This is a genomic window from Citrobacter sp. RHB25-C09 (genome assembly GCF_013836145.1).
Lineage (GTDB): Bacteria > Pseudomonadota > Gammaproteobacteria > Enterobacterales > Enterobacteriaceae > Citrobacter_A.
Genome location: NZ_CP057483.1, coordinates 2312180 through 2334471 on the forward strand (window position 1 = coordinate 2312180; position 22292 = coordinate 2334471).

Below are 22292 nucleotides of genomic sequence, written 5' to 3' on the forward strand. Positions count from 1 at the left end.
AATAAAAAATAATAAGGCGGCTATATAAACAAAAAAAGGGCCGCTTGCGCGACCCTTATCAGCTTCATGAACGAAAACGGGTTACTTCTTACCTTCAACCCATTTGCCGTCGACGAAGAAGGCGGACCATCCGGTCGCTTTTCCGTCTTTTTCCGCTGCAACATATTGCTGCTTGGTTTTACGGCTAAAGCGCACCAGCGTCTTATTACCTTCCGGATCCTGCTGTGGCGCATCGGCCAGATAGCGCAGTTTTTCCGGCAGACGGTCGCGGAAGCGATACAACTCTTCAACCAGCGGCGCTCGCGTCTCACGGGATTTCGGGAACGTATTGGCTGCAAGGAACACACCAGCAGCACCATCACGCAACACGAAATAAGCATCCGATTTTTCACACGGCAACTCAGGCAGCGGTACCGGATCTTCCTTCGGTGGCGCAACTTCACCGTTACGCAGGATCTTACGGGTGTTTTTGCACTCGTCGTTGGTACAGGCCATGTATTTGCCAAAACGCCCCATCTTCAGGTGCATTTCAGAACCACATTTTTCACACTCAACAATCGGGCCATCATAGCCTTTAATGCGGAACTCACCCTCTTCGATCTCGTAGCCATCGCAGGTCGGGTTATTGCCACAGACATGCAGCTTACGCTTCGGATCAATCAGGTAGCTGTCCATTGCGGTGCCACACTTCTGACAACGACGTTTAGCACGCAGGGCGTTCGTCTCAGCGTCATCACCCTCCAGCACATTCAGGACTTCGTTTTCCGGCACCAGGTTAATGGTGGTTTTGCAACGTTCTTTTGGCGACAACGCATAGCCGGAGCAGCCGAGGAACACGCCCGTACTGGCGGTACGAATGCCCATTTTGCGACCGCAGGTTGGACAATCAATGCTCGTCAGCACCATCTGATTCGGGCGCATCCCGCCCTCTTCCGGATCTTTCTCGGCCTTTTCCAGATGTTGGGTAAAGTCGCTAAAGAAGGTGTCGAGAACCCTTTTCCACTCCGCTTCGTGGTTGGCAACCTGATCGAGGCTGTTTTCCATCTGTGCGGTAAAATCGTAGTTCATCAGCTCGCGGAAGTTCTCTTCCAGGCGGTCGGTGACAATCTCACCCATTTTTTCCGCATAGAAGCGACGGTTTTCCACGCGCACATAGCCGCGATCCTGAATGGTCGAAATGATTGACGCATAGGTCGACGGACGGCCGATACCGCGTTTCTCAAGCTCTTTTACCAGAGACGCTTCGCTGAAGCGCGCTGGCGGTTTGGTAAAGTGCTGCGCGGGCGTCAGTTCGATCAGCGTTAACGCATCACCTTTACTCACCGCTGGCAGCGTACGATCTTCATCGCCTTTGCGCAGCGCAGGCATAACCTTCGTCCAGCCGTCGAAACGCAAGATACGGCCACGGGCTTTCAGGCGGAAATCCCCCGCGCCAACGGTCAGCGTGGTGGAGTCGTATTGCGCAGGCGTCATCTGACAGGCCACAAACTGTCGCCAGATCAGCTGGTACAGTTTCTGCGCGTCGGCTTCCATATCTTTCAACGCTTCCGCCTGCACGGCCACATCGGAAGGACGAATCGCTTCGTGCGCTTCCTGCGAGTTTTCTTTGCTGGCGTACTGATTCGGACTCTCCGGCAGGTATTTCTTACCGAAGTTGTCGCTGATATAACCACGAACCATGCTCACCGCATCCTGACTCAAATTCGTCGAGTCAGTACGCATATAGGTGATATAGCCCGCCTCATACAGTCGCTGTGCCATCATCATGGTTTTCTTCACCCCAAAGCCCAGACGGGTACTGGCCGCCTGTTGCAATGTAGAGGTGATAAACGGCGCGCCTGGCTTGCTGCTGGTCGGCTTGTCTTCACGCTCCAGCACGCTATAGCTGGCTTTTTCCAGCAGGCTCACCGCAGCAAGCGTCTGCTCACGGTTAACCGGACGGAACGGCTTGTCATTCTGATGAGTGACCTGCAGCGGCAGAGCATCACCCGACGGCGTGTTGGTGCTGGCGTCAATTTCCCAGAACTCTTCCGGAACGAACGCTTTGATTTCGCGTTCACGCTCAACAACCAGTCGCACAGCAACTGACTGTACGCGACCGGCTGACAGACCACGGGCGATTTTTTTCCACAACAGCGGAGACACCATGTACCCCACAACGCGGTCCATGAAGCGACGCGCCTGCTGGGCGTTAACGCGGTCAATATTCAGTTCACCCGGCTTTTCGAACGCCTGGCGAATCGCGTTTTTGGTAATTTCGTTAAACACGACGCGGCTGTAGCGTGTGTCATCACCCCCGATCACTTCCCGCAGGTGCCATGCAATGGCTTCCCCTTCGCGGTCAAGGTCGGTTGCGAGATAGATGTGGTCGGCTTTTTCTGCCAACTGTTTCAGTTCAGAGACAACCTTCTCTTTACCGGGCAGCACTTCATAGTGCGCATCCCAGTCGTGCCACGGGTCAACTCCCATTCGGTTGACAAGCGCGCCACGTTCATCCTTTTTGGGCTTTTTAGCCGTTTTGGTGGAGGTAGAGTCGGCGCTCTTTTTAGCGGTTGAGCCACTGGTCGGCAAATCACGGATATGACCCACGCTGGACTTAACCACGTAGTCGCTACCCAGATACTTGTTGATTGTTTTGGCTTTTGCCGGGGACTCAACGATGACAAGAGCTTTACCCATATTCACCTTTACCTAATTTGATTCTTCCAGGAATGCGTCGCCGTTGAATTACTGTCGCTGGTGACGTGAAACAAATATGGTTTCTGCATCAGCGGATCTCAACCATTTGTCCTGATTCTGTACAAAGAACAGACAGGTGACTGAGTTAACAGGCTTTTTGGCGCATAAGCGCTATAGCACGACGGAATTATGGTCGAATGTCAAGCAAATCTGTTGCCAGATTGACGAAAGCGTCACACTGTACCTGATAAAATTCGTTACGCAACTTTATTAGCATGCAAAAATAAAACTCGCCAGTAAGCAAACGTTGACAAACCCCTGCTTAGGCTCAGGGAATATTTGCCCACCAACGGCACTCAGCGTAGACTAATATCCTTGTTTAAGGAGTAAAAAATGCATAAAGAAACGCAACCAATCGATCGCGAAACGCTGCTGGTTGAAGCTAACAAAATCATCCGGGAGCATGAAGATACGCTGGCAGGCATTGTTGCCACCGGCGTCACCCAACGTAATGGCGTTCTGGTCTTCAGTGGGGATTACTTTTTAGACGAGCAAGGTTTACCGACGCCGAAAAGCACCGCTGTGTTTAATATGTTCAAACATCTGGCACACGTACTTTCTGAGAAGTATCACCTGGTTGACTAACGCCGGTACAGATTGCCGGATGGCGCAGCGCCAACCGGCAATACATGTTACATCATGGGCTTCTGACCACGCTGCCACCAGCGCAGCAGAAGACGGTCAACGCTTTCAGCAGCGCTGCCAGTGAAGCGATCCATCAATTTTTTACGCTGCATATAGCGCACATTCATCACTTCGCGTCCGTCCATCAGGCTCAGGATCACTTCGTCGCTGGTATTGACTTCATCCACCAGGCCCTTTTCCAGCGCCTGCTGACCGTACCAGTGTTCCCCGGTGGCAACCTGCTCAATGTCCAGCGTCGGACGCATACGCTGCACAAAATCTTTGAACAGATGATGCGTTTCGTTCAGATCTTCACGGAATTTCTGCCGCCCTTCTTCGGTGTTTTCACCCAGCAGCGTCAGGGTACGTTTGTACTGCCCGGCGGTATGCAGTTCGATATCAATATCTTTCCCTTTCAGGAAGCGATTGAAGTTGGGGATCTGCGCAACCACGCCAATTGAACCGATAATGGCGAAAGGCGCGGAGACGATTTTATCCGCCACGCAGGCCATCATATAACCACCGCTGGCCGCCACTTTGTCGACAGTAATGGTTAGTGGAATGTTTTTATCGCGCAGGCGCTGCAACTGCGAAGCGGCAAGGCCGTAGCCGTGGACGACACCACCCGGACTTTCCAGGCGCAAAACCACCTGATCCTGCGGCTTCACCACCGCTAGCACGGCGGTCACCTCTTCACGCAGCGCGCTCACTTCGTGCGCATCCATACTGCCTTTAAAATCCAGTACCCAGACACGCGGTTTTTCTGTAGCGCTTTCTTCTGCTTGTTTGGCACGCACTTTGGCTTCCTTCGCTTCCTGTTTATGCTTTTTCTTTTGCGCTTTGTGCCAAAGTTTCTGTTGATGCGTGTCCATCAGCGACATCACCAGTTCGTCCTTCATCTCCCGATACTGCTCGCTGAGATTGGTCACCCGCAGTTCACCGCGCTGACGTTTACGCTGCGCCGCATTCACGATAATGAGGGCAATCGCCGCGATAGCCAGTACAACGGTTACGATTTTTGCCAAAAACAGCCCATATTCAGACAATAATTCCACGAGTCCCACCTTGGTTATACAGCTTAGCTTCGGCTCAGTGTACATCAGCCATCAGGCGTCGTCTCGCTGGATATCGCGGGTGCAGAAAGTATGACAACGTGTTCATTTTATGGCGTTATCGCCGTTGACTGATTGAAAAAGCGCGGGGTTTCAGGCATAAACCCGAAAAGCCAATGATAAGCAGAGCGACCTTGCATGTCGCCGGGGAGTCACCGTGCATTACCAACCAAAGCAAGATCTTCTTCAGGATCGCATCATTCTTGTCACCGGTGCCAGCGATGGAATCGGCCGTGAGGCCGCCCAGACCTACGCGCGTTACGGCGCCATCGTCATTTTGCTCGGCCGTAACGATGAGAAGTTACGACACGTGGCCGAGACAATCTCACAGCAGACGGGCAACCTGCCGCAATGGTTTACCCTCGATCTGTTAACCTGCACATCTGAGGAGTGCCACCAGCTTGCCCAACGCATTGCGGGGCACTATCCGCGCCTGGATGGCGTTTTACACAACGCCGGGTTATTGGGCGATATCTGCCCGATGAGCGAACAGGATCCGCAGGTCTGGCAGCAGGTGATGCAGGTCAACGTCAATGCGACCTTCATGCTTACTCAGGCATTGCTTCCTTTATTACTGAAGTCAGATGCAGGTTCGCTGGTGTTTACCTCATCCAGCGTAGGTCGTGAAGGACGGGCAAACTGGGGAGCCTACGCCACCTCTAAATTTGCCACGGAAGGGATGATGCAAGTTCTCGCTGATGAGTATCAAAGCCAGCTGCGGGTGAACTGTGTCAATCCTGGCGGAACGCGTACCGGTATGCGCGCGAGTGCATTCCCGACGGAAGATCCGCAAAAGCTAAAAACTCCCGCTGATATTATGCCGCTGTATCTGTGGCTAATGGGCGACGACAGCCGCCGCAAAACCGGCATGACCTTCGACGCCCAGCCGGGCCGTAAACCAGGAATCTCACAATGAGTGATGAACGTTATCAGCAGCGCCAACAGCGCGTAAAAGAGCGGGTCGATGCCCGCGTTGCCCAGGCGCAGGATGAGCGCGGCATTGTGATTGTTTTCACCGGCAACGGGAAAGGAAAAACCACCGCCGCCTTTGGCACCGCAACACGCGCCGTTGGTCATGGCAAAAAAGTCGGTGTCGTGCAGTTTATCAAAGGCACCTGGCCGAACGGTGAGCGTAATCTACTGGAACCCCACGGCGTGGAATTTCAGGTCATGGCGACCGGGTTCACCTGGGACACGCAGAACCGTGAAGCGGACACGGCGGCCTGTCTGGCCGTATGGCAACACGGCAAGCGGATGCTGGCTGACCCCACCCTCGATATGGTTGTGCTGGATGAGCTGACCTACATGGTCGCCTATGACTACCTGCCACTGGAAGAGGTGATCAACGCGTTGAACGCGCGTCCGCATCACCAGACGGTGATCATCACCGGGCGCGGCTGTCATCGGGATATTCTGGAACTGGCGGATACCGTCAGCGAATTGCGTCCGGTTAAGCATGCCTTTGAAGCGGGCGTAAAAGCCCAGATGGGAATAGATTATTGAGTATAGGCCGGATGAGGCGTAGCCGCCATCCGGCACAGATTGCCCGGTGGCGCTGTCGCTTCCCGGGCCTACAGGCAGGCGATTAACCGTTATTATTACGTCCGCCCGAACGACGACCACCGCCGCTCACCTGGCTGTGACGCTTCACCGCACGACGAATTTGATTCGCCTTCATGCGACGACGATCTTTTTCCACCGCCACTTTTGACGTAGTTTCTGGCTCCAGTTCCACCAGTTCACGCAAATAGTTGGTCTGGGCAAGATCCAGTTCCGTCCAACCGCCGCGCGGCAGTCCTTTCGGCAACGGAATATCACCGTAACGCACGCGGATCAGACGACTCACCTGCACGCCAACGGCTTCCCACAGACGACGCACTTCGCGGTTACGTCCTTCCGTCAGAGTGACGTTGTACCACTGGTTAATGCCTTCGCCGCCACTGAATTTGATGGTTTTGAACGCTGCGGGACCATCTTCCAGTTGTACGCCACGGCTGAGATCACGCAGCTTGACTTCATCAACCTGACCAAACACGCGTACCGCGTATTCACGTTCAACTTCACGGCTTGGGTGCATCAGACGATTCGCCAGTTCACCATCGGTGGTAAACAGCAACAGACCACAGGTATTGACGTCCAGACGCCCTACAGCAATCCAGCGCGCACCGCGCAGTTTCGGCAGGCGATCAAATACGGTCGGACGCCCTTCCGGGTCGTTACGGGTACACAGTTCGCCTTCCGGCTTGTAATAGGCCAGTACGCGGCAGATCTGTTCCGCGGACTCTTTCACTGAAATCAGGTGGCCGTCGATGCGGATTTTCAGACCTGGCGTCACTTCTACGCGATCGCCAAGCGTAGCAATTTTGCCGTCAACGCTTACGCGACCTGCCTGAATAATGGTTTCAATTTCACGACGTGAGCCGTGGCCAGCGCGCGCCAGCACTTTCTGTAACTTTTCGCTCATAGAGCTTCCTTTAGGTGTCGCCTTCACAGGCGTCGAACAGGAGAATCAACGGCGCCGTACAGCGCCATTTTAAGGCCGCGTAGTATACAGAGTCGCACCCTTATAAGAAAGGTTTAACGTCTCCGACACCTTCGCGCAAGACAACCGGGGCGTCATCGGTTAAATCAATGACCGTGGTCGGCTGTTGTCCCAGATAGCCACCGTGGATGATCAGGTCCACCTGTTTTTCCAGGCGATCTTTAATCTCTTCCGGATCGGACTCGGTAAATTCACTGCCTGGCAGCATGAGCGACGTGGAGAGCATTGGCTCGCCCAGCGCTTCCAGCAGTTCAAGCGCAATCGGGTTAGACGGAACGCGCAGGCCGATGGTTTTACGTTTTTCCTGCAACAGACGGCGCGGCACTTCTTTCGTGCCCTTCAGAATGAAGGTGTAGTTGCCGGGCGTGTTGTTTTTGATCAGGCGAAATGCCACGTTATCCACAAATGAATAGGTCGACAGCTCAGACAGGTCACGGCACATCAGGGTGAAGTTGTGACCATCCGGCAGCTGACGGATACGACAAATACGCTCCATCGCGCCTTTGTCCTCAATTTTACATCCAAGCGCGTAGCCGGAATCGGTAGGGTAAACAATCACCCCGCCCTTGCGCACAATCTCAACCGCCTGGTTGATCAAACGCTGCTGCGGGTTATCAGGATGAATATAGAAAAACTGACTCATACTTCCCTCTCTGTGGTGTTCTGCGGCTGTTCCCAGGTCTGCCAGACGCCTTCTACGCCTGCAGGCAACCAGAGCTTGCGACCCAACTCGATCCACGGACACGGCAGATGAAAATCAGAGCCTTGCGAAGCCCATAGCTGATGTTGACGGGCAAGCGCGGCCAGTTGTGTACGCTCATTGGGAGATTGCTGGCATTGCGCGACTTCCATCGCATCACCGCGATGTTCGGCAAAATATGCCACTAATCTTTTCAGCCACTTAGCGCTCAGGTCGTACCGCCCAGGATGAGCCAGTACTGCCTTACCGCCAGAATGATGAATGACATCAATAGCTTGTTCTATTGTACACCACTGCGGCGGAACATATCCTGTTTTCCCGCGCGCAAGGTACTTTTTAAAGACGTCCGCCATCGTTGTCGCTTTGCCGCACTCCACCAGGTAACGGGCAAAATGTCCACGCGTGACCGCCCCACCCGCAGCGAGTCGGAGTGCCCCTTCCCAGGCGCCGGCAATCTGCGCTTTCTCCAGACGATCGGCAATAAGACGCGCGCGCTGCTGACGACGTTCGGTTTGCTGCGCCAAAAACGCACACAGTTCCGGGTTTTCGATATCGATGTTCAGACCGACAATGTGAATCTCATGGTTCTCCCAGACGGTAGAAATTTCTACACCGGGAATCAACTGTAGCGGCAGACCGGAACGTGAAATTTCTGCACTTGCCGCCGTAATAGCGGACGTCGTATCGTGATCGGTAATTGCCAGCGTACCTACACGCATCTCTACCGCCCGATGGACCAACGCTTCCGGCGTTAGCTGTCCGTCAGATGCCGTAGTGTGACTGTGCAAGTCATAAATCACCGCGTAATTCGTGTCGCTCAAGGCGAACTCCCGTCTTTATTAATTGAGTTTCATGCGCATGATAACGGTTCTGACAAATTAACTGAAATCAGCTGTTGACAATAACCCATCGAACTAGTTAACTAGTACGAAAGTTCACACGCAAAAGGGTATCGAAAATGACAGTCGCATTTGTTCTGCACGGTTGGTGGCGCACTTCCTGATTTCGGGCAGTGTATTGTGCATGTTAACGCCATCCAGATACCCAGCCCGCCTTTTCAAGCGGGCTTTTTTTTGAACAAAATAAATGAGAACAAAAATGCAATCACCAAGACCAACACTCGAACTCATTACTTGCGACGCCGCCTACCGTGAGAACCCGACCGCATTATTTCACCAGGTGTGCGGTGACCGTCCGGCAACGCTGCTGTTGGAATCCGCGGATATTGACAGCAAAGATGATCTGAAAAGCCTGCTGCTGGTCGACAGCGCGTTACGCATTACCGCACTCGGTGACACTGTCACTATTCAGGCCTTGAGCGAAAACGGCTCGGCACTGCTGGCGCTGCTGGATGCTGCCCTCCCCGCAGGCGTGGAAAATGAACAGCAGCCTGGCAGACGCGTACTGCATTTCCCGCCTGTCAGTAACTTACTGGATGAAGATGCGCGCCTGTGCTCGCTCTCGGTATTTGACGCTTTCCGCCTTCTTCAGCAATTGGTCGAGATGCCGAGCGAAGAGCGCGAAGCGATGTTCTTCGGCGGGCTGTTTGCCTATGACCTGGTTGCCGGTTTCGAATCATTACCCCAGCTTGACGCGGGCAACCGCTGCCCTGACTACTGCTTCTATCTGGCCGAAACGCTAATGGTGATCGACCATCAGAAAAAGAGCACCCGAATTCAGGCCAGTTTGTTTACACCGAATGACGGCGAAAAACAGCGCCTTATCGCACGCCTTGCGCACCTGAGCCAGCAGTTGAATGAACCTGCGCCTCCGTTGCCGGTTGTCTCCGTACCGCAAATGCGCTGCGAATGTAATCAGAGCGATGACGAATTCGGTGCCGTGGTGCGTAGCATGCAGAAAGCCATTCGCGCCGGGGAAATATTCCAGGTAGTCCCTTCACGTCGCTTCTCTCTGCCCTGCCCGTCACCGCTGGCGGCCTACTACGTGTTGAAGAAAAGCAATCCCAGCCCGTACATGTTCTTTATGCAGGACAATGAATTCACGCTGTTTGGCGCGTCACCAGAAAGCTCGCTGAAATACGACGCCACCAGCCGTCAGATCGAAATCTATCCCATTGCCGGAACGCGTCCGCGTGGTCGTCGCGCTGACGGCTCACTGGACCGCGATCTCGACAGTCGCATCGAGCTGGAAATGCGTACCGACCATAAAGAGTTGTCCGAGCATCTAATGCTGGTGGATCTGGCGCGTAATGACCTGGCGCGTATTTGTACGCCGGGCACGCGATACGTTGCGGATCTCACCAAGGTCGATCGTTACTCCTATGTCATGCACCTGGTGTCCCGCGTGGTGGGCGAATTGCGCAGCGATCTTGATGCGCTGCATGCCTATCGTGCCTGTATGAATATGGGCACCCTGAGCGGCGCACCGAAAGTCCGTGCCATGCAACTGATTGCCGAGGCTGAAGGCCGTCGTCGCGGCAGCTACGGCGGTGCAGTGGGTTATTTCACCGCCCACGGCGATCTGGATACCTGCATTGTCATCCGCTCCGCACTGGTAGAAGACGGGATCGCCACCGTGCAGGCCGGCGCCGGCATTGTGCTGGATTCTGTTCCTCAGTCAGAAGCCGATGAAACCCGTAACAAAGCGCGCGCGGTTCTGCGTGCGATTGCCACTGCGCATCATGCTCAGGAGACATTCTGATGGCTGACATTCTGCTGCTCGACAATATCGATTCCTTTACTTACAACCTGGCAGATCAGCTGCGTACTCATGGTCATAACGTGGTCATTTACCGCAACCACATTCCTGCCCAGACGCTAATTGACCGCCTGGCCACCATGAAAAACCCGGTGCTGATGCTTTCACCGGGTCCCGGCGCCCCCAGCGAAGCGGGATGCATGCCAGAACTGCTGACGCGTCTGCGCGGTAAGCTGCCAATTATCGGCATCTGCCTTGGTCATCAGGCGATTGTTGAAGCCTACGGCGGCTATGTGGGCCAGGCTGGGGAAATCCTGCACGGTAAGGCATCCAGCATTGAACATGACGGTCAGGCGATGTTTGCTGGGTTGTCGAATCCGTTGCCGGTCGCCCGTTATCATTCGCTGATTGGCAGCAACGTTCCTGCCGGACTGACCATCAATGCCCATTTCAATGGCATGGTGATGGCCGTGCGCCACGACACCGATCGCGTCTGCGGTTTTCAGTTCCACCCTGAGTCAATTCTCACCAGCCAGGGGGCGCTTTTGCTGGAGCAGACGCTGGCCTGGGCGCAGCAAAAACTGGAATCCACCAATACGCTTCAACCGATACTTGAGAAACTGTATCAGGCACAAACGCTGAGTCAGCAGGAGAGTCATCAGTTATTCTCTGCGGTCGTTCGCGGTGAACTGAAACCCGAGCAGTTGGCGGCCGCGCTGGTGAGTATGAAAATTCGCGGTGAGCATCCTCTGGAGATCGCCGGAGCGGCGACCGCTCTGCTGGAAAATGCCGCACCGTTCCCGCGTCCGGACTACCTGTTCGCCGATATTGTCGGCACCGGCGGTGACGGCAGCAACAGCATTAATATTTCCACCGCCAGCGCTTTTGTTGCCGCCGCGTGTGGTCTTAAGGTCGCCAAGCACGGCAACCGCAGCGTTTCCAGTAAATCGGGTTCTTCCGACCTGCTGGCAGCGTTTGGGATAAACCTGGATATGAATGCCGATAAGTCGCGCCAGGCGTTAGACGATCTTGGCGTCTGCTTCCTGTTTGCGCCGAAGTATCACACCGGCTTTCGCCACGCGATGCCCGTGCGCCAACAGTTAAAGACGCGCACGCTGTTCAATGTGCTGGGGCCGTTGATTAACCCGGCGCATCCGCCGCTGGCGTTGATTGGCGTCTACAGCCCGGAGCTGGTGCTACCGATAGCCGAAACGCTGCGCGTACTTGGCTACCAGCGTGCGGCGGTGGTACACAGCGGTGGAATGGATGAGGTTTCCCTGCATGCGCCCACCATCGTGGCGGAACTGCATGACGGCGAAATTAAGAGTTATCAATTAACGGCGGAAGACTTTGGCCTGACGGCTTATCACCAGGAGCAACTGGCAGGCGGCACGCCGGAAGAAAACCGTGACATTCTGACACGCTTGCTACAAGGTAAAGGTGACGCTGCCCATGAGGCTGCCGTTGCCGCGAACGTCGCAATGTTGATGCGACTGCATGGTGAAGAAGATCTCAAGGCTAATGCGCAAACCGTGATCGACGTATTGCGCAGTGGTTCCGCTTATGACCGAGTCACCGCACTGGCGGCAAGAGGGTAAATGATGCAAACCGTTTTAGCGAAAATCGTCGCAGACAAGGCGATCTGGGTGGAAGCCCGTAAGCAACAACAACCGTTGGCCAGTTTTCAAAATGACGTTCAACCAAGTTCGCGTCATTTCTATGATGCCTTACAGGGAGCTCGCACCGCGTTCATTCTGGAGTGCAAAAAAGCCTCTCCGTCGAAGGGTGTGATCCGCGATGATTTTGACCCGGCTCGCATTGCCGGGATCTACAAACACTACGCGTCGGCAATTTCCGTCCTGACCGACGAGAAATATTTCCAGGGGAGCTTTGACTTCCTGCCGATCGTCAGTCAAATCGCGCCGCAGCCTATTCTGTGTAAGGATTTTATTATCGACCCTTACCAGATTTACCTTGCCCGTTTTTACCAGGCAGACGCCTGTCTGCTGATGCTATCCGTACTGGATGACGAGCAGTATCGCCAGCTTGCTGCCGTCGCCCACAGCCTCAGCATGGGCGTACTGACCGAGGTCAGCAACGATGAGGAACTGGAGCGCGCCATTGCGCTGGGTGCGAAGGTCGTCGGGATTAACAACCGCGACCTGCGTGACCTGTCGATTGATTTAAACCGTACCCGTCAGCTTGCGCCGAAACTCGGACAGGGCGTGACGGTGATTAGCGAATCCGGCATTAACACCTACGGTCAGGTGCGTGAACTCAGCCATTTTGCCAACGGCTTCCTGATTGGTTCGGCACTGATGGCACATGATGATTTGAACGCCGCCGTTCGCCGCGTGCTATTTGGCGAAAATAAGGTCTGCGGATTAACACGCGCCGAAGATGCTAAAGCGGCGTATGAGTCTGGTGCCATTTATGGCGGTTTGATTTTCGTCCCTTCGTCACCGCGTTTTGTCACCGTTGAGCAAGCGCAGGCGGTGAAGTCCGGTGCGCCACTGCATTATGTCGGGGTGTTCCGCAATAACGACATTGCCGACGTCTGCGAAAAAGCAAACTCGCTGGCACTCTGCGCGGTTCAACTCCACGGGCATGAAGATCAAGCCTATGTCGATGCATTACGCGAAGCGCTACCTGAACGCGTGCAAATCTGGAAAGCGCTGAGCGTGGGTGAGTCACTCCCCGCGCGCGATTATCAGCATGTCGATAAATACGTGCTCGACAATGGCCAGGGCGGCAGCGGCCAACGTTTCGACTGGTCGTTATTACAAGGACAACCGTTGGATAACGTCCTGCTGGCGGGTGGTTTAGGCGCAGACAACTGCGTACAGGCAGCACAAACCGGCTGTGCCGGTCTTGATTTTAATTCTGGTGTAGAGTCACAGCCGGGCATCAAAGATGCACGCCTGCTGGCCTCGGTCTTTCAGACACTGCGCGCATATTAAGGAAGAAACAGATGACAACATTATTAAGCCCCTATTTCGGTGAGTTTGGCGGTATGTATGTGCCGCAGATCCTGATGCCTGCACTGCGCCAGCTGGAAGAAGCTTTTGTCAGTGCACAAAAAGACCCTGAGTTTCAGGCGCAGTTTACCGATCTACTGAAAAACTACGCGGGACGCCCTACCGCGCTGACCAAATGTCAAAATATTACCGCCGGAACGCGAACCACGCTGTACCTGAAGCGTGAAGACCTGCTGCACGGCGGTGCGCACAAGACCAACCAGGTGTTGGGTCAGGCGCTGCTGGCAAAACGGATGGGTAAAACCGAGATTATTGCCGAAACCGGAGCCGGTCAGCACGGCGTGGCCTCGGCACTCGCCTGCGCCCTGCTCGGCCTGAAATGTCGCATCTACATGGGCGCGAAAGATATTGAGCGTCAGTCGCCAAACGTATTCCGTATGCGTTTGATGGGCGCGGAAGTGATTCCGGTACACAGTGGTTCTGCAACCCTGAAAGATGCCTGTAACGAGGCGCTGCGCGACTGGTCCGGTAGCTATGAAACGGCGCACTACATGCTGGGTACTGCAGCTGGCCCCCATCCGTTCCCGACCATTGTGCGTGAATTCCAGCGGATGATTGGCGAAGAGACAAAAGCGCAAATTCTTGAAAAAGAAGGTCGCCTGCCGGATGCAGTGATCGCCTGCGTCGGCGGTGGTTCAAATGCCATTGGGATGTTTGCTGACTTTATTAATGATACCAGCGTCGGTTTGATTGGCGTTGAGCCGGGCGGTCATGGCATTGAAAGCGGCGAGCACGGTGCACCGCTGAAGCATGGTCGTGTTGGGATCTACTTCGGCATGAAGGCCCCCATGATGCAAACCGAAGAGGGACAAATTGAGGAGTCCTACTCAATTTCTGCAGGTCTGGATTTCCCGTCCGTTGGTCCACAGCATGCGTACCTGAACAGCATTGGCCGCGCCGATTATGTTTCAATTACCGATGATGAAGCACTGGAGGCCTTTAAAACCCTCTGTCTGCACGAAGGCATTATCCCGGCGCTGGAATCATCGCATGCGCTGGCGCACGCCCTGAGGATGATGCGCGAGGATCCGGAAAAAGAGCAGCTACTGGTGGTTAACCTTTCCGGTCGCGGCGACAAAGACATCTTTACGGTACACGATATTCTGAAAGCGCGAGGGGAAATCTGATGGAACGCTATGACACTTTGTTTGCACAGTTGAACGACCGCCGGGAAGGCGCCTTTGTCCCCTTCGTCACGCTCGGCGACCCGGGCGTTGAACAGTCGCTGAAAATCATCGACACGCTGATTGAAGCGGGTGCAGATGCGCTGGAACTGGGGATCCCGTTCTCTGATCCTCTCGCGGATGGTCCGACAATTCAAAATGCCACCTTGCGCGCTTTTGCCGCAGGGGTGACGCCAACGCAGTGCTTTGAAATGCTGGCGATGATTCGTGAGAAACACCCGACAATCCCGATTGGTCTGTTGATGTATGCCAACCTGGTGTTCAATCGGGGCATTGACGCGTTTTATGCGCAGTGTGAAAAGGTGGGTGTGGACTCCGTATTGGTGGCTGACGTGCCGGTGGAAGAATCCGCACCGTTCCGACAGGCCGCGCTGCGATACAACATCGCGCCGATCTTTATCTGTCCACCAAATGCCGATGACGATTTACTCCGCCAGATTGCCTCTTTTGGTCGCGGTTACACCTACCTGCTCTCCCGTGCAGGCGTCACCGGCGCTGAAAACCGTGCCGCGCTGCCGCTACATCATCTGGTCGAGAAGCTGAAGGAGTACAACGCCGCGCCGTCGCTACAAGGGTTTGGTATCTCTGCGCCAGAGCAGGTTTCCGCAGCCATAGAAGCGGGCGCTGCCGGGGCCATTTCCGGCTCGGCCATTGTCAAAATCATTGAAAACAACGTCGAGAAACCCGAGCAGATGCTGTCAGACCTGAAGGCATTTGTCACCGGTATGAAGGCCGCTACGCGTCGTTAACAATCAGGCCACCCGCGAATACGGGTGGCCTTAGCCTCTGGCCTGTTTCATCTTATACATTTCAGCGTCCGCTTCCTGAATGGCCGTATCAATATCGCCGTTGACTTCCGCCACACCCCAGGAGATTGACAGCGGAACCACATGGTTTTTCACCTCAAAGCGGTAGTTTTCGATCTGCCCGGCGATCCGTTCAGCAATCGCTACAGCATCACTGATTTTTGAACGATACAGTACGATCACAAACTCATCCCCTCCGGTGCGGATCACCTGATCGTTACTGGTGCGCGTATTAGACAGCATACGATTGGCGATAATTTGCAGTGCTCTGTCCCCGGCGACATGTCCCCAGGTGTCGTTAATCGCTTTAAATTTATTACAATCCACCAGCACAACCGAACTGCCCACGAGTCCCCGACGCTTGATGATATCGAGCATTTTTCGGTTAAAACAGCCGGTCAGTGAATCGATATAGATTTTAAGATCACTCTCATTGAGCCAGGACTTGAGGTATAAGCTGATAAAGATAAACAGGAATGGCGTCAGGAGAATCGCCAAACCCGCCTGCGCGTCTTTCATCGCGAAACGGCCAAAAGCGACGGCGTAGTTGATGACATACTTTTCTGATAACACCCTGAACGCAATTCCTAAATGTTGGCGGCAATCCCCCATCAGGCACAGAGAGTCGTTGCTTTTTGCGTATTTACCAGCGAGACATTGAGGCCATCGGTGATCCTGTCGTCTAAAACGCTCCTGAGAGAGCCCTGAAGCTCGGGTTTCGAGTGGTCGTACACCAGATAGCCGACAATATTATCCGAAACCTCTTTTCCAGAGAGATCATAGATATAGCTGACGACGCTGAACGCCTTCTCGCCGGTAATTTTATCTGTATAAAAGTCGGTGGAACTCAAGGCCTTGGTTTTGATATTTTTTTGCAGCAACCGGGTGTAGAAGTCGACTGGAGGATAAAAAAAGCGCGTGAGATCCTGAGCCATTTCCGATTGATTAAAATCGAAATAGCGGGCATTCGCGGGATTAAACCAGTAAAAATAGCTGGCATCATTTGCAATAATGTAACGGTTGGCATTGAAGCGCCCGGGGTTAAGCGTCATCATTTTGTTACGAATAAACTCAGCGGCAGCGTACATACACAGCGCATTGCTATCGAGTCGACGGGTGACGATCGCACCATTGGCAGAATTCCCTGCCGTCGCGTCGACATTGATGCTCCAGACCGCCTCTTCCTGCCGAGAGAACTGAGACATCTCGCCGCAATTTTCTGCCTGACTGATCTCCCGATAACGAACTCCTGTAGCATCCGCTATCAATTCATTATCATTAAAGATGTCCAGCATTTGCACCTGAAACCGGCTCATCCCTTCATTAACGTCAGCAAGGCGCTGTACGTAAATAATAAACAGGAACAACGAAATACCCAGCAGCGTAATGAGTCCTGCAATGCACAGTGCCTGTCTGTTTCTTAAACTGTCCTGCACAATATTCACGGGGCATCCTGAGCATCGATAGATAATGCTCGATACGTTATTCGATCTCGTTTACGACGTACAGGTCTTAACGGTCATTCTTCACTCATAGGGAGGACGCCAGCACCGCAATCTATTCCCACATTCATTCTCTGGTTAAATTAACAACCATGGCATTCCCCGCACCTGATGCTTACTACCATTTTAGACCATACGGGACATCTTTAGGTCACGTGCCGGTCGGTACAGTTGCACCCCAGAGCAAAAGATTGTAAAGCAGGTGATTCTTCATATTTAAATTATCTCGCGTTAAGTTACTTATATAAAGGACTAAACTCACTTCAGTTGCCAGAGAAATATAATTCGACGGTTCACTTACCTCGCTTATTAATTTGACTAACGAGAGATAACAGCTAACGTTAGAAGGGTGTCGAGACAAGTCACGAAATAACATCCTTACAAACCAACGAAACAGGAGTATTAATATGGCCGAGCATCGTGGTGGTTCAGGAAACTTCGCAGAAGATCGTGATAAAGCATCAGAAGCAGGACGTAAAGGTGGTCAACATAGCGGCGGTAATTTTAAAAATGATCCGCAACGCGCATCTGAAGCAGGGAAAAAAGGCGGCGAGAATAGCCACCGTGGCAGTAAATCAGATAAATCCTGATTTAAATAACCGTTAAATATCACGTGTTTTTATCGAAGCACTCTGCGGGCCTTTCGGCTCGCAGTTATTTCCCAGGAGAAACTTTATGAATATGAATACAGTTGAAGATGTTTTTATTCACCTGCTATCAGACACCTACAGCGCAGAAAAACAGTTGACCAAAGCGTTGGCGAAACTAGCCCGAGAGGCGTCAAGCGACAAGCTGAGCCAGGCGTTTAAGGCACACCTGGAAGAGACTCAGGGGCAAATTGAACGTATTGATCAGCTCGTTGAAGCGGAATCATCCATCAAAATCAAAAGGATGAAGTGTGTTGCAATGGAGGGATTAATCGAAGAGGCTAATGAAGTCATCGAGAGCACTCAGAAAAACGAAGTGCGTGATGCCGCCCTCATTGCCGCTGCACAAAAAGTTGAACACTACGAAATCGCCAGTTACGGTACGCTTGCAACGCTTGCCGAACAATTGGGCTTACGTAAAGCGGTAAAACTACTTAACGAAACGCTGGAAGAAGAGAAAGCGACAGATTTGAAACTCAGCGATCTGGCTATTAACAATATTAATCAGAAAGCGGGTAATAAGTCCTGAATATTCACTCACGTAATTAAAGTGTAATAATCTGAATAATTCAGAGGATATAAATATGAACCATATTGAACATTATCATGACTGGCTACGCGATGCTCATGCTATGGAAAAGCAAGCCGAATCTATGCTCGAATCAATGGCTGGTCGTATAGATAATTACCCCGATATTCGCTCGCGAATTCAGCAGCATATTAGTGAAACGAAGCAGCAAATAACGCTTCTGGAAGAAATTCTGGACCGCAACGGTATTTCCCGTTCCGTTTTAAAAGATTCGATGAGTAAAATGGCGGCGCTGGGGCAATCTATTGGCGGAATGTTTCCGTCTGATGAAATTGTCAAAGGTTCTATTAGCGGTTACGTGTTTGAGCAATTCGAAATTGCCTGCTATACCTCCCTTTTGGCCGCCGCCAAAAAAGCGGGTGATACCGCGTCAATACCAGCCCTGGAATCGATCCTCAATGAGGAAAAACAGATGGCTGAGTGGCTTATCAATCATATCCCGCAGACCACAGAGCAGTTTTTACTGCGGTCAGACGCGGACGGCGTAGAAGCCAAAAAATAGTCAGTAACAAAAAAGACCCCGTTTCGACGGGGTCTTTTTTTTGGTGCGGCTTAGAAACGGTAACCTGCCGAGAACATGAACACCCATGGATCAAGACGGATGTTGTCGTGTTGTTGCGCACCCGCCAGCTTATAGGATGCGGTCGTGTCGATATCCATGTACCACACGGACATGTTAATCAGCCAGTCGCGGTTGATCAGATAATCCATCCCCACCTGCCCCGCCATACCCCAGGAATCTTTCAGGCTCAGGTTGGAAAGACCCGTATCTTTGCCGTTGTCGTTGAACTCTTCGTCAAAGAACGTGGTGTAGTTGACCCCTGCGCCAATGTAGGGACGCAGTTTGCTGCTTGAATCACCAAAATACCACTGCGCCATCAGCGTTGGCGGTAAGTGATGTACGGTGGCGATATCACCGGTGGCTTTGGTACCTACTTTATGGCGAAACGGTGTCGCCGCCAGGAGTTCAACACCAATATTGTCAGTCGCCATGTAGGTGAATGTCAGACCCAACTGCGTGTTGTTACTGACGTTAAAGCCACCTAATGAACCCAGAGTACCGCCGGCACCCTCTGTCGGTCTTACCGTTGCCGAGCCCGCACGAATAAAGAACTCCCCCGCTTCATGTGCATAAACGCTACCGGAGAGAAGTGTACTGACTGCCAATGCCGCAATTGTTAACTTTTTCATACCCGCTCCATCGTTATGGTTATAAATGCGTGAAGAATATACCCATAATGGAGTAATAAGTGATCAAACATAGATCACATTTAATCCTGTAATTTAACCTTTATTGATCCAGATTAATTTAGAAGTAGCATTCAAAATCCTGGTTATTGTCGCTCAGATCAATTTTGCAATATTTTCATTGCGGAAGCATTTGCCCGTTGCTTTTGGAACAGAAGTTGTACAACCAAGGTCAAAAGCGCTGACATTACCGTCGCTTTACAAAGATATGCTTTTACATACAAGCGTTCATGCTGCCACTGCCCACTTATCCAGGGTACAATTGCCCGCTTAATAACACCTGCATAACTCAAGGAGAGTGCATGTCTATCACGGCGAAGTCCGTTTACCGTGACACCGGAAATTTTTTCCGTAATCAATTTGCAACCATTCTGCTGATATCGCTGCTCTGCGCACTTATCACGATGGTGTCAGGGAATGCTTTCTCGCCCAGTGCTGAGCAAATTGCGCAGTTGAGTGAAGGGGAAAACCTTGCGGGGAGTACCGGCTTGTTTGAGCTGGTGCAGAACATGACGCCTGAGCAGCAGCAAATCATGCTGCGCGCCTCTGCGGCATCTACCTTTTCAGGACTTATTGGCAACGCCATTCTGGCGGGCGGTGTATTGCTGATGATTCAACTGGTCTCCGCTGGTCATCGGGTAAGTGCCTTACGCGCAATCGGTGCCAGCGCACCCGTACTGCCTAAGTTATTTGTCCTGATTCTCCTGACTACCCTGTTGGTCCAGATCGGCGTTATGCTGGTTGTGGTTCCCGGCATTCTTCTGGCGATTCTGCTTTCGCTGGCACCGATTATGGCCGTGCAGGATAAAATGGGGGTGTTTGCCGCGATGCGTAACAGTGTGCGTATGGCATGGTCAAATATGCGTCTGGTTGCACCGGCAGTGATGGGCTGGTTGTTGGCTAAAACACTATTGCTGTTATTTGCCTCAAGCTTTGCAGCATTTAACCCTGACGTGGGCGCGGTGATCGCCAATACCCTGAGCAATCTGATCTCAGCCGTATTGCTCATCTACCTGTTCCGTCTGTATATGTTGATTCGCCAATAACCCTCTATGCGTCATCGGCAATTGCGCCTGACGCTTTTAATTACGGTATCGAAGAATGAAGCAGTTTCTTGATTTTTTGCCGCTGGTTGTCTTTTTTGTGTTTTACAAAATGTATGACATCTTTGCCGCAACTTACGCACTGATTATCGCGACGGCGATTGTGCTGATTTACAGTTGGGTTCGCTATCGCAAAATCGAGAAGATGGCGCTGATTACCTTCATAATGGTCGCCATTTTTGGCGGGCTGACCATCGGTTTCCATAGCAACGAATTTATCAAATGGAAGGTCACGGTCATTTATGGACTGTTTGCCGGTGCGTTACTGTTCAGCCAGTGGGTAATGAAAAAACCGTTGATTCAACGCATGCTGGGTAAAGAACTGACGCTGCCTCAGCATGTGTGGTCAAAACTCAATATCGCCTGGGCCATCTTCTTTATTCTCTGCGGTCTCGCAAACATCTACATCGCGTTTTGGCTCCCGGAGAATATCTGGGTTAACTTTAAAGTGTTCGGTCTGACCGCACTGACGCTTATCTTTACCCTCTTGAGTGGCGTTTATATCTATCGCTACCTGCCCCAGGAAGATAAGTCGTAAGCATTCCAGCCAGACCTACGGGTCTGGCTTTTCTCTACTCTTTATTCAATAGTCGGTTTTAGAATGACAACAACAAATCCTACTCCGCAGGGCGAATTGGTTTTACGAACTCTGGCGATGCCTGCCGATACCAACGCCAACGGTGATATTTTTGGCGGCTGGCTAATGTCGCAAATGGATATTGGCGGTGCGATTCAGGCAAAAGAGATCGCCCATGGGCGCGTGGTGACCGTTCGCGTTGAAGGGATGACGTTTCTCCGCCCCGTCGCGGTCGGTGACGTCGTCTGCTGTTATGCGCGTTGCGTTAAGCGTGGGACGACGTCGGTGAGCATTAATATCGAGGTTTGGGTCAAAAAGGTCGCCTCTGAACCGCTCGGGCAGCGCTACAAGGCAACAGAAGCGCTGTTTATCTATGTCGCGGTTGATCCAGATGGCAAGCCTCGCCCGCTTCCGGTAACCGAATAATCCCGAGGGATATCGCGCCTGATGGCGCTTCGCTGATCGGGCCTACAGGTGAAGACACTGTAGGCCCGATTGCAAACCGACCTTAATTGATTTGCGTGGTGCCGTTCAGGCGGAACACGATGTTGACCACCAGCCCGGAACCCGGCTTACCCGCTTCATAACGCCATCTGCGCATCGCATTCTTCACTTCACGTTCAAACATATTGGCAGGCTGTGCCGAGAGAATTTGCACGTTCTCAACGCGTCCGTCTGATGTCACATCAAACTTCACTTTCACCCGACCTTCAATACGCAACGCCTGCGCGCGCGCCGGATACTGCGGCTGATTACGGGTCAGTGCACGAGGGCCTGACAGTACGCTAACCGCCGGTTTACTGGTTACTGGCGCAGTATTGGTCGTCGGGCGTGCCGGCGCGGTGTTTTCAAACGGCGATGCCGGGCGCGGCTCAGCGGGTTTGACGTCACGCTTAGGCTGCTCCTGCACCTTTTTCACCGGCTTCGGTTTAGGTTTAGGCTTTGGCTTCGGCTTTTCAATGAGCACCGGTGCTTCTTTTGGCGGTTCAGGAATAGGTTCCGGCTCAGGCTCGACAACCGGTTCCGGCGGTGGTTGAACCGCCTGCGGTGGCTCAAGATCGGCAGGCGAAACCATTGTTACCGAGATAGGCTGCGCGGGAGCCGGCAGTTCAATAACCTGATGTACCGAGGTATACAGCAGACCCGCCACTAAAGCACCGTGAATTCCGACGGAAAGCAGCGTTGGCCAGGGAAAGCGACGAGGTAAATCAAGGGTCATTGAA

At 52.8% G+C, this 22292-nt stretch carries 21 protein-coding genes, 2 pseudogenes and 1 other annotated feature; of the genes and pseudogenes, 15 read left to right on the forward strand and 8 right to left on the reverse strand.

All coding sequences use genetic code 11. The features are described 5' to 3' along the window. Positions 1–81: 81 nt before the first annotated feature. A complete protein-coding gene (topA, locus tag HVY19_RS10760; protein WP_181680599.1) occupies positions 82–2679 on the reverse strand; it encodes a type I DNA topoisomerase in 2598 nt (865 codons plus the stop codon). Positions 2680–3072: 393 nt separating this feature from the next. On the opposite strand from topA, the gene HVY19_RS10765 reads away from it, so the two are divergent. Beyond that, positions 3073–3324, forward strand: coding sequence for a YciN family protein (locus tag HVY19_RS10765; RefSeq protein WP_181680600.1), 252 nt, complete (start codon positions 3073–3075; stop codon positions 3322–3324). Between the two features lie 47 nt (positions 3325–3371). Here HVY19_RS10765 and sohB read toward each other — a convergent pair whose 3' ends face one another. Then, a complete protein-coding gene (sohB, locus tag HVY19_RS10770) occupies positions 3372–4418 on the reverse strand; it encodes a protease SohB (RefSeq protein WP_181680601.1) in 1047 nt (348 codons plus the stop codon). Between the two features lie 214 nt (positions 4419–4632). Here sohB and HVY19_RS10775 point away from each other — a divergent pair, with 214 nt between their 5' ends. Then, the gene (locus HVY19_RS10775) at positions 4633–5391 is read left to right on the forward strand and encodes a YciK family oxidoreductase (protein WP_181680602.1); all 759 of its coding nucleotides are present in this window, start codon (positions 4633–4635) and stop codon (positions 5389–5391) included. Continuing rightward, positions 5388–5978: a cob(I)yrinic acid a,c-diamide adenosyltransferase gene (gene cobO, locus HVY19_RS10780; RefSeq protein WP_181680603.1), complete on the forward strand. Its 591-nt coding sequence runs from the start codon at positions 5388–5390 to the stop codon at positions 5976–5978. The genes HVY19_RS10775 and cobO overlap by 4 nt, the downstream gene beginning before the upstream one ends. 82 nt (positions 5979–6060) lie before the next feature. On the opposite strand, the gene rluB is transcribed toward cobO, so the two are convergent. The 3 genes from rluB to rnm form a co-directional block, all read right to left on the reverse strand. Then, positions 6061–6939, reverse strand: coding sequence for a 23S rRNA pseudouridine(2605) synthase RluB (gene rluB, locus HVY19_RS10785; RefSeq protein WP_181680604.1), 879 nt, complete (start codon positions 6937–6939; stop codon positions 6061–6063). 100 nt (positions 6940–7039) lie between these two features. Continuing rightward, positions 7040–7660, reverse strand: coding sequence for an L-threonylcarbamoyladenylate synthase (locus HVY19_RS10790; protein WP_042283457.1), 621 nt, complete (start codon positions 7658–7660; stop codon positions 7040–7042). Then, positions 7657–8538, reverse strand: a complete 882-nt coding sequence (gene rnm / locus HVY19_RS10795) for an RNase AM (protein WP_181680605.1) — start codon at positions 8536–8538, stop codon at positions 7657–7659. Before rnm ends, HVY19_RS10790 begins: the two co-directional genes overlap by 4 nt. Before the next feature lie 158 nt (positions 8539–8696). Further along, positions 8697–8792 (forward strand) — a sequence feature (Trp leader region). Positions 8793–8815: 23 nt separating this feature from the next. Between rnm and trpE the strand changes: the two genes are divergently transcribed. From trpE to trpA, 5 genes are read left to right on the forward strand one after another with little or no spacing between them, the layout of a single operon-like run. Continuing rightward, positions 8816–10378, forward strand: a complete 1563-nt coding sequence (gene trpE / locus HVY19_RS10805; RefSeq protein ID WP_181680606.1) for an anthranilate synthase component I — start codon at positions 8816–8818, stop codon at positions 10376–10378. Then, positions 10378–11973 (forward strand): bifunctional anthranilate synthase glutamate amidotransferase component TrpG/anthranilate phosphoribosyltransferase TrpD, encoded by a 1596-nt coding sequence (gene trpD, locus HVY19_RS10810; protein WP_181680607.1) that lies wholly within the window; start codon positions 10378–10380, stop codon positions 11971–11973. The genes trpE and trpD overlap by 1 nt, the downstream gene beginning before the upstream one ends. Before the next feature lie 3 nt (positions 11974–11976). After that, a complete protein-coding gene (trpCF, locus tag HVY19_RS10815) occupies positions 11977–13335 on the forward strand; it encodes a bifunctional indole-3-glycerol-phosphate synthase TrpC/phosphoribosylanthranilate isomerase TrpF (protein ID WP_181684265.1) in 1359 nt (452 codons plus the stop codon). An 11-nt stretch (positions 13336–13346) separates the two neighbouring features. Beyond that, entirely contained in the window at positions 13347–14540 is a 1194-nt protein-coding gene (trpB, locus tag HVY19_RS10820; protein ID WP_181680608.1) for a tryptophan synthase subunit beta, read from the forward strand. Then, a complete protein-coding gene (gene trpA, locus HVY19_RS10825) occupies positions 14540–15346 on the forward strand; it encodes a tryptophan synthase subunit alpha (RefSeq protein WP_181680609.1) in 807 nt (268 codons plus the stop codon). Before trpB ends, trpA begins: the two co-directional genes overlap by 1 nt. A 30-nt stretch (positions 15347–15376) precedes the next feature. Here the strand turns inward: trpA and HVY19_RS10830 are convergent. Further along, positions 15377–16848, reverse strand: a pseudogene (locus HVY19_RS10830) (GGDEF domain-containing protein). A 464-nt stretch (positions 16849–17312) separates the two neighbouring features. Between HVY19_RS10830 and HVY19_RS10835 the strand changes: the two are divergent. The 3 genes from HVY19_RS10835 (at position 17313) to HVY19_RS10845 (ending at position 18643) form a co-directional block, all read left to right on the forward strand. After that, positions 17313–17495, forward strand: coding sequence for a general stress protein (locus HVY19_RS10835; RefSeq protein WP_181680610.1), 183 nt, complete (start codon positions 17313–17315; stop codon positions 17493–17495). 85 nt (positions 17496–17580) lie between these two features. Then, positions 17581–18081: a ferritin-like domain-containing protein gene (locus HVY19_RS10840; RefSeq protein ID WP_181680611.1), complete on the forward strand. Its 501-nt coding sequence runs from the start codon at positions 17581–17583 to the stop codon at positions 18079–18081. A gap of 55 nt (positions 18082–18136) precedes the next feature. Then, positions 18137–18643 (forward strand): ferritin-like domain-containing protein, encoded by a 507-nt coding sequence (locus HVY19_RS10845; RefSeq protein WP_181680612.1) that lies wholly within the window; start codon positions 18137–18139, stop codon positions 18641–18643. Between the two features lie 50 nt (positions 18644–18693). Here HVY19_RS10845 and ompW read toward each other — a convergent pair whose 3' ends face one another. Further along, complete coding sequence (gene ompW, locus HVY19_RS10850) at positions 18694–19332, reverse strand: outer membrane protein OmpW (protein ID WP_181680613.1); 639 nt, start codon at positions 19330–19332, stop codon at positions 18694–18696. 244 nt (positions 19333–19576) lie between these two features. Here ompW and HVY19_RS10855 point away from each other — a divergent pair. From HVY19_RS10855 to yciA, 4 genes and pseudogenes are all read left to right on the forward strand, one after another. After that, positions 19577–19663, forward strand: a pseudogene (locus HVY19_RS10855) (YkgJ family cysteine cluster protein); the annotation flags it as partial. 28 nt (positions 19664–19691) lie between these two features. Then, positions 19692–20435, forward strand: a complete 744-nt coding sequence (locus HVY19_RS10860; protein ID WP_181680614.1) for a YciC family protein — start codon at positions 19692–19694, stop codon at positions 20433–20435. A gap of 55 nt (positions 20436–20490) precedes the next feature. Next, positions 20491–21030 carry a septation protein A gene (locus tag HVY19_RS10865; RefSeq protein WP_181680615.1) on the forward strand — a complete coding sequence of 180 codons (540 nt, stop codon included), beginning with the start codon at positions 20491–20493 and terminating at the stop codon, positions 21028–21030. A 63-nt stretch (positions 21031–21093) separates the two neighbouring features. Next, positions 21094–21495, forward strand: coding sequence for an acyl-CoA thioester hydrolase YciA (gene yciA, locus HVY19_RS10870; RefSeq protein WP_181680616.1), 402 nt, complete (start codon positions 21094–21096; stop codon positions 21493–21495). A gap of 82 nt (positions 21496–21577) precedes the next feature. Here yciA and tonB read toward each other — a convergent pair whose 3' ends face one another. Next, positions 21578–22288: a TonB system transport protein TonB gene (gene tonB, locus HVY19_RS10875; protein ID WP_181684266.1), complete on the reverse strand. Its 711-nt coding sequence runs from the start codon at positions 22286–22288 to the stop codon at positions 21578–21580. Positions 22289–22292 lie beyond the last annotated feature (4 nt).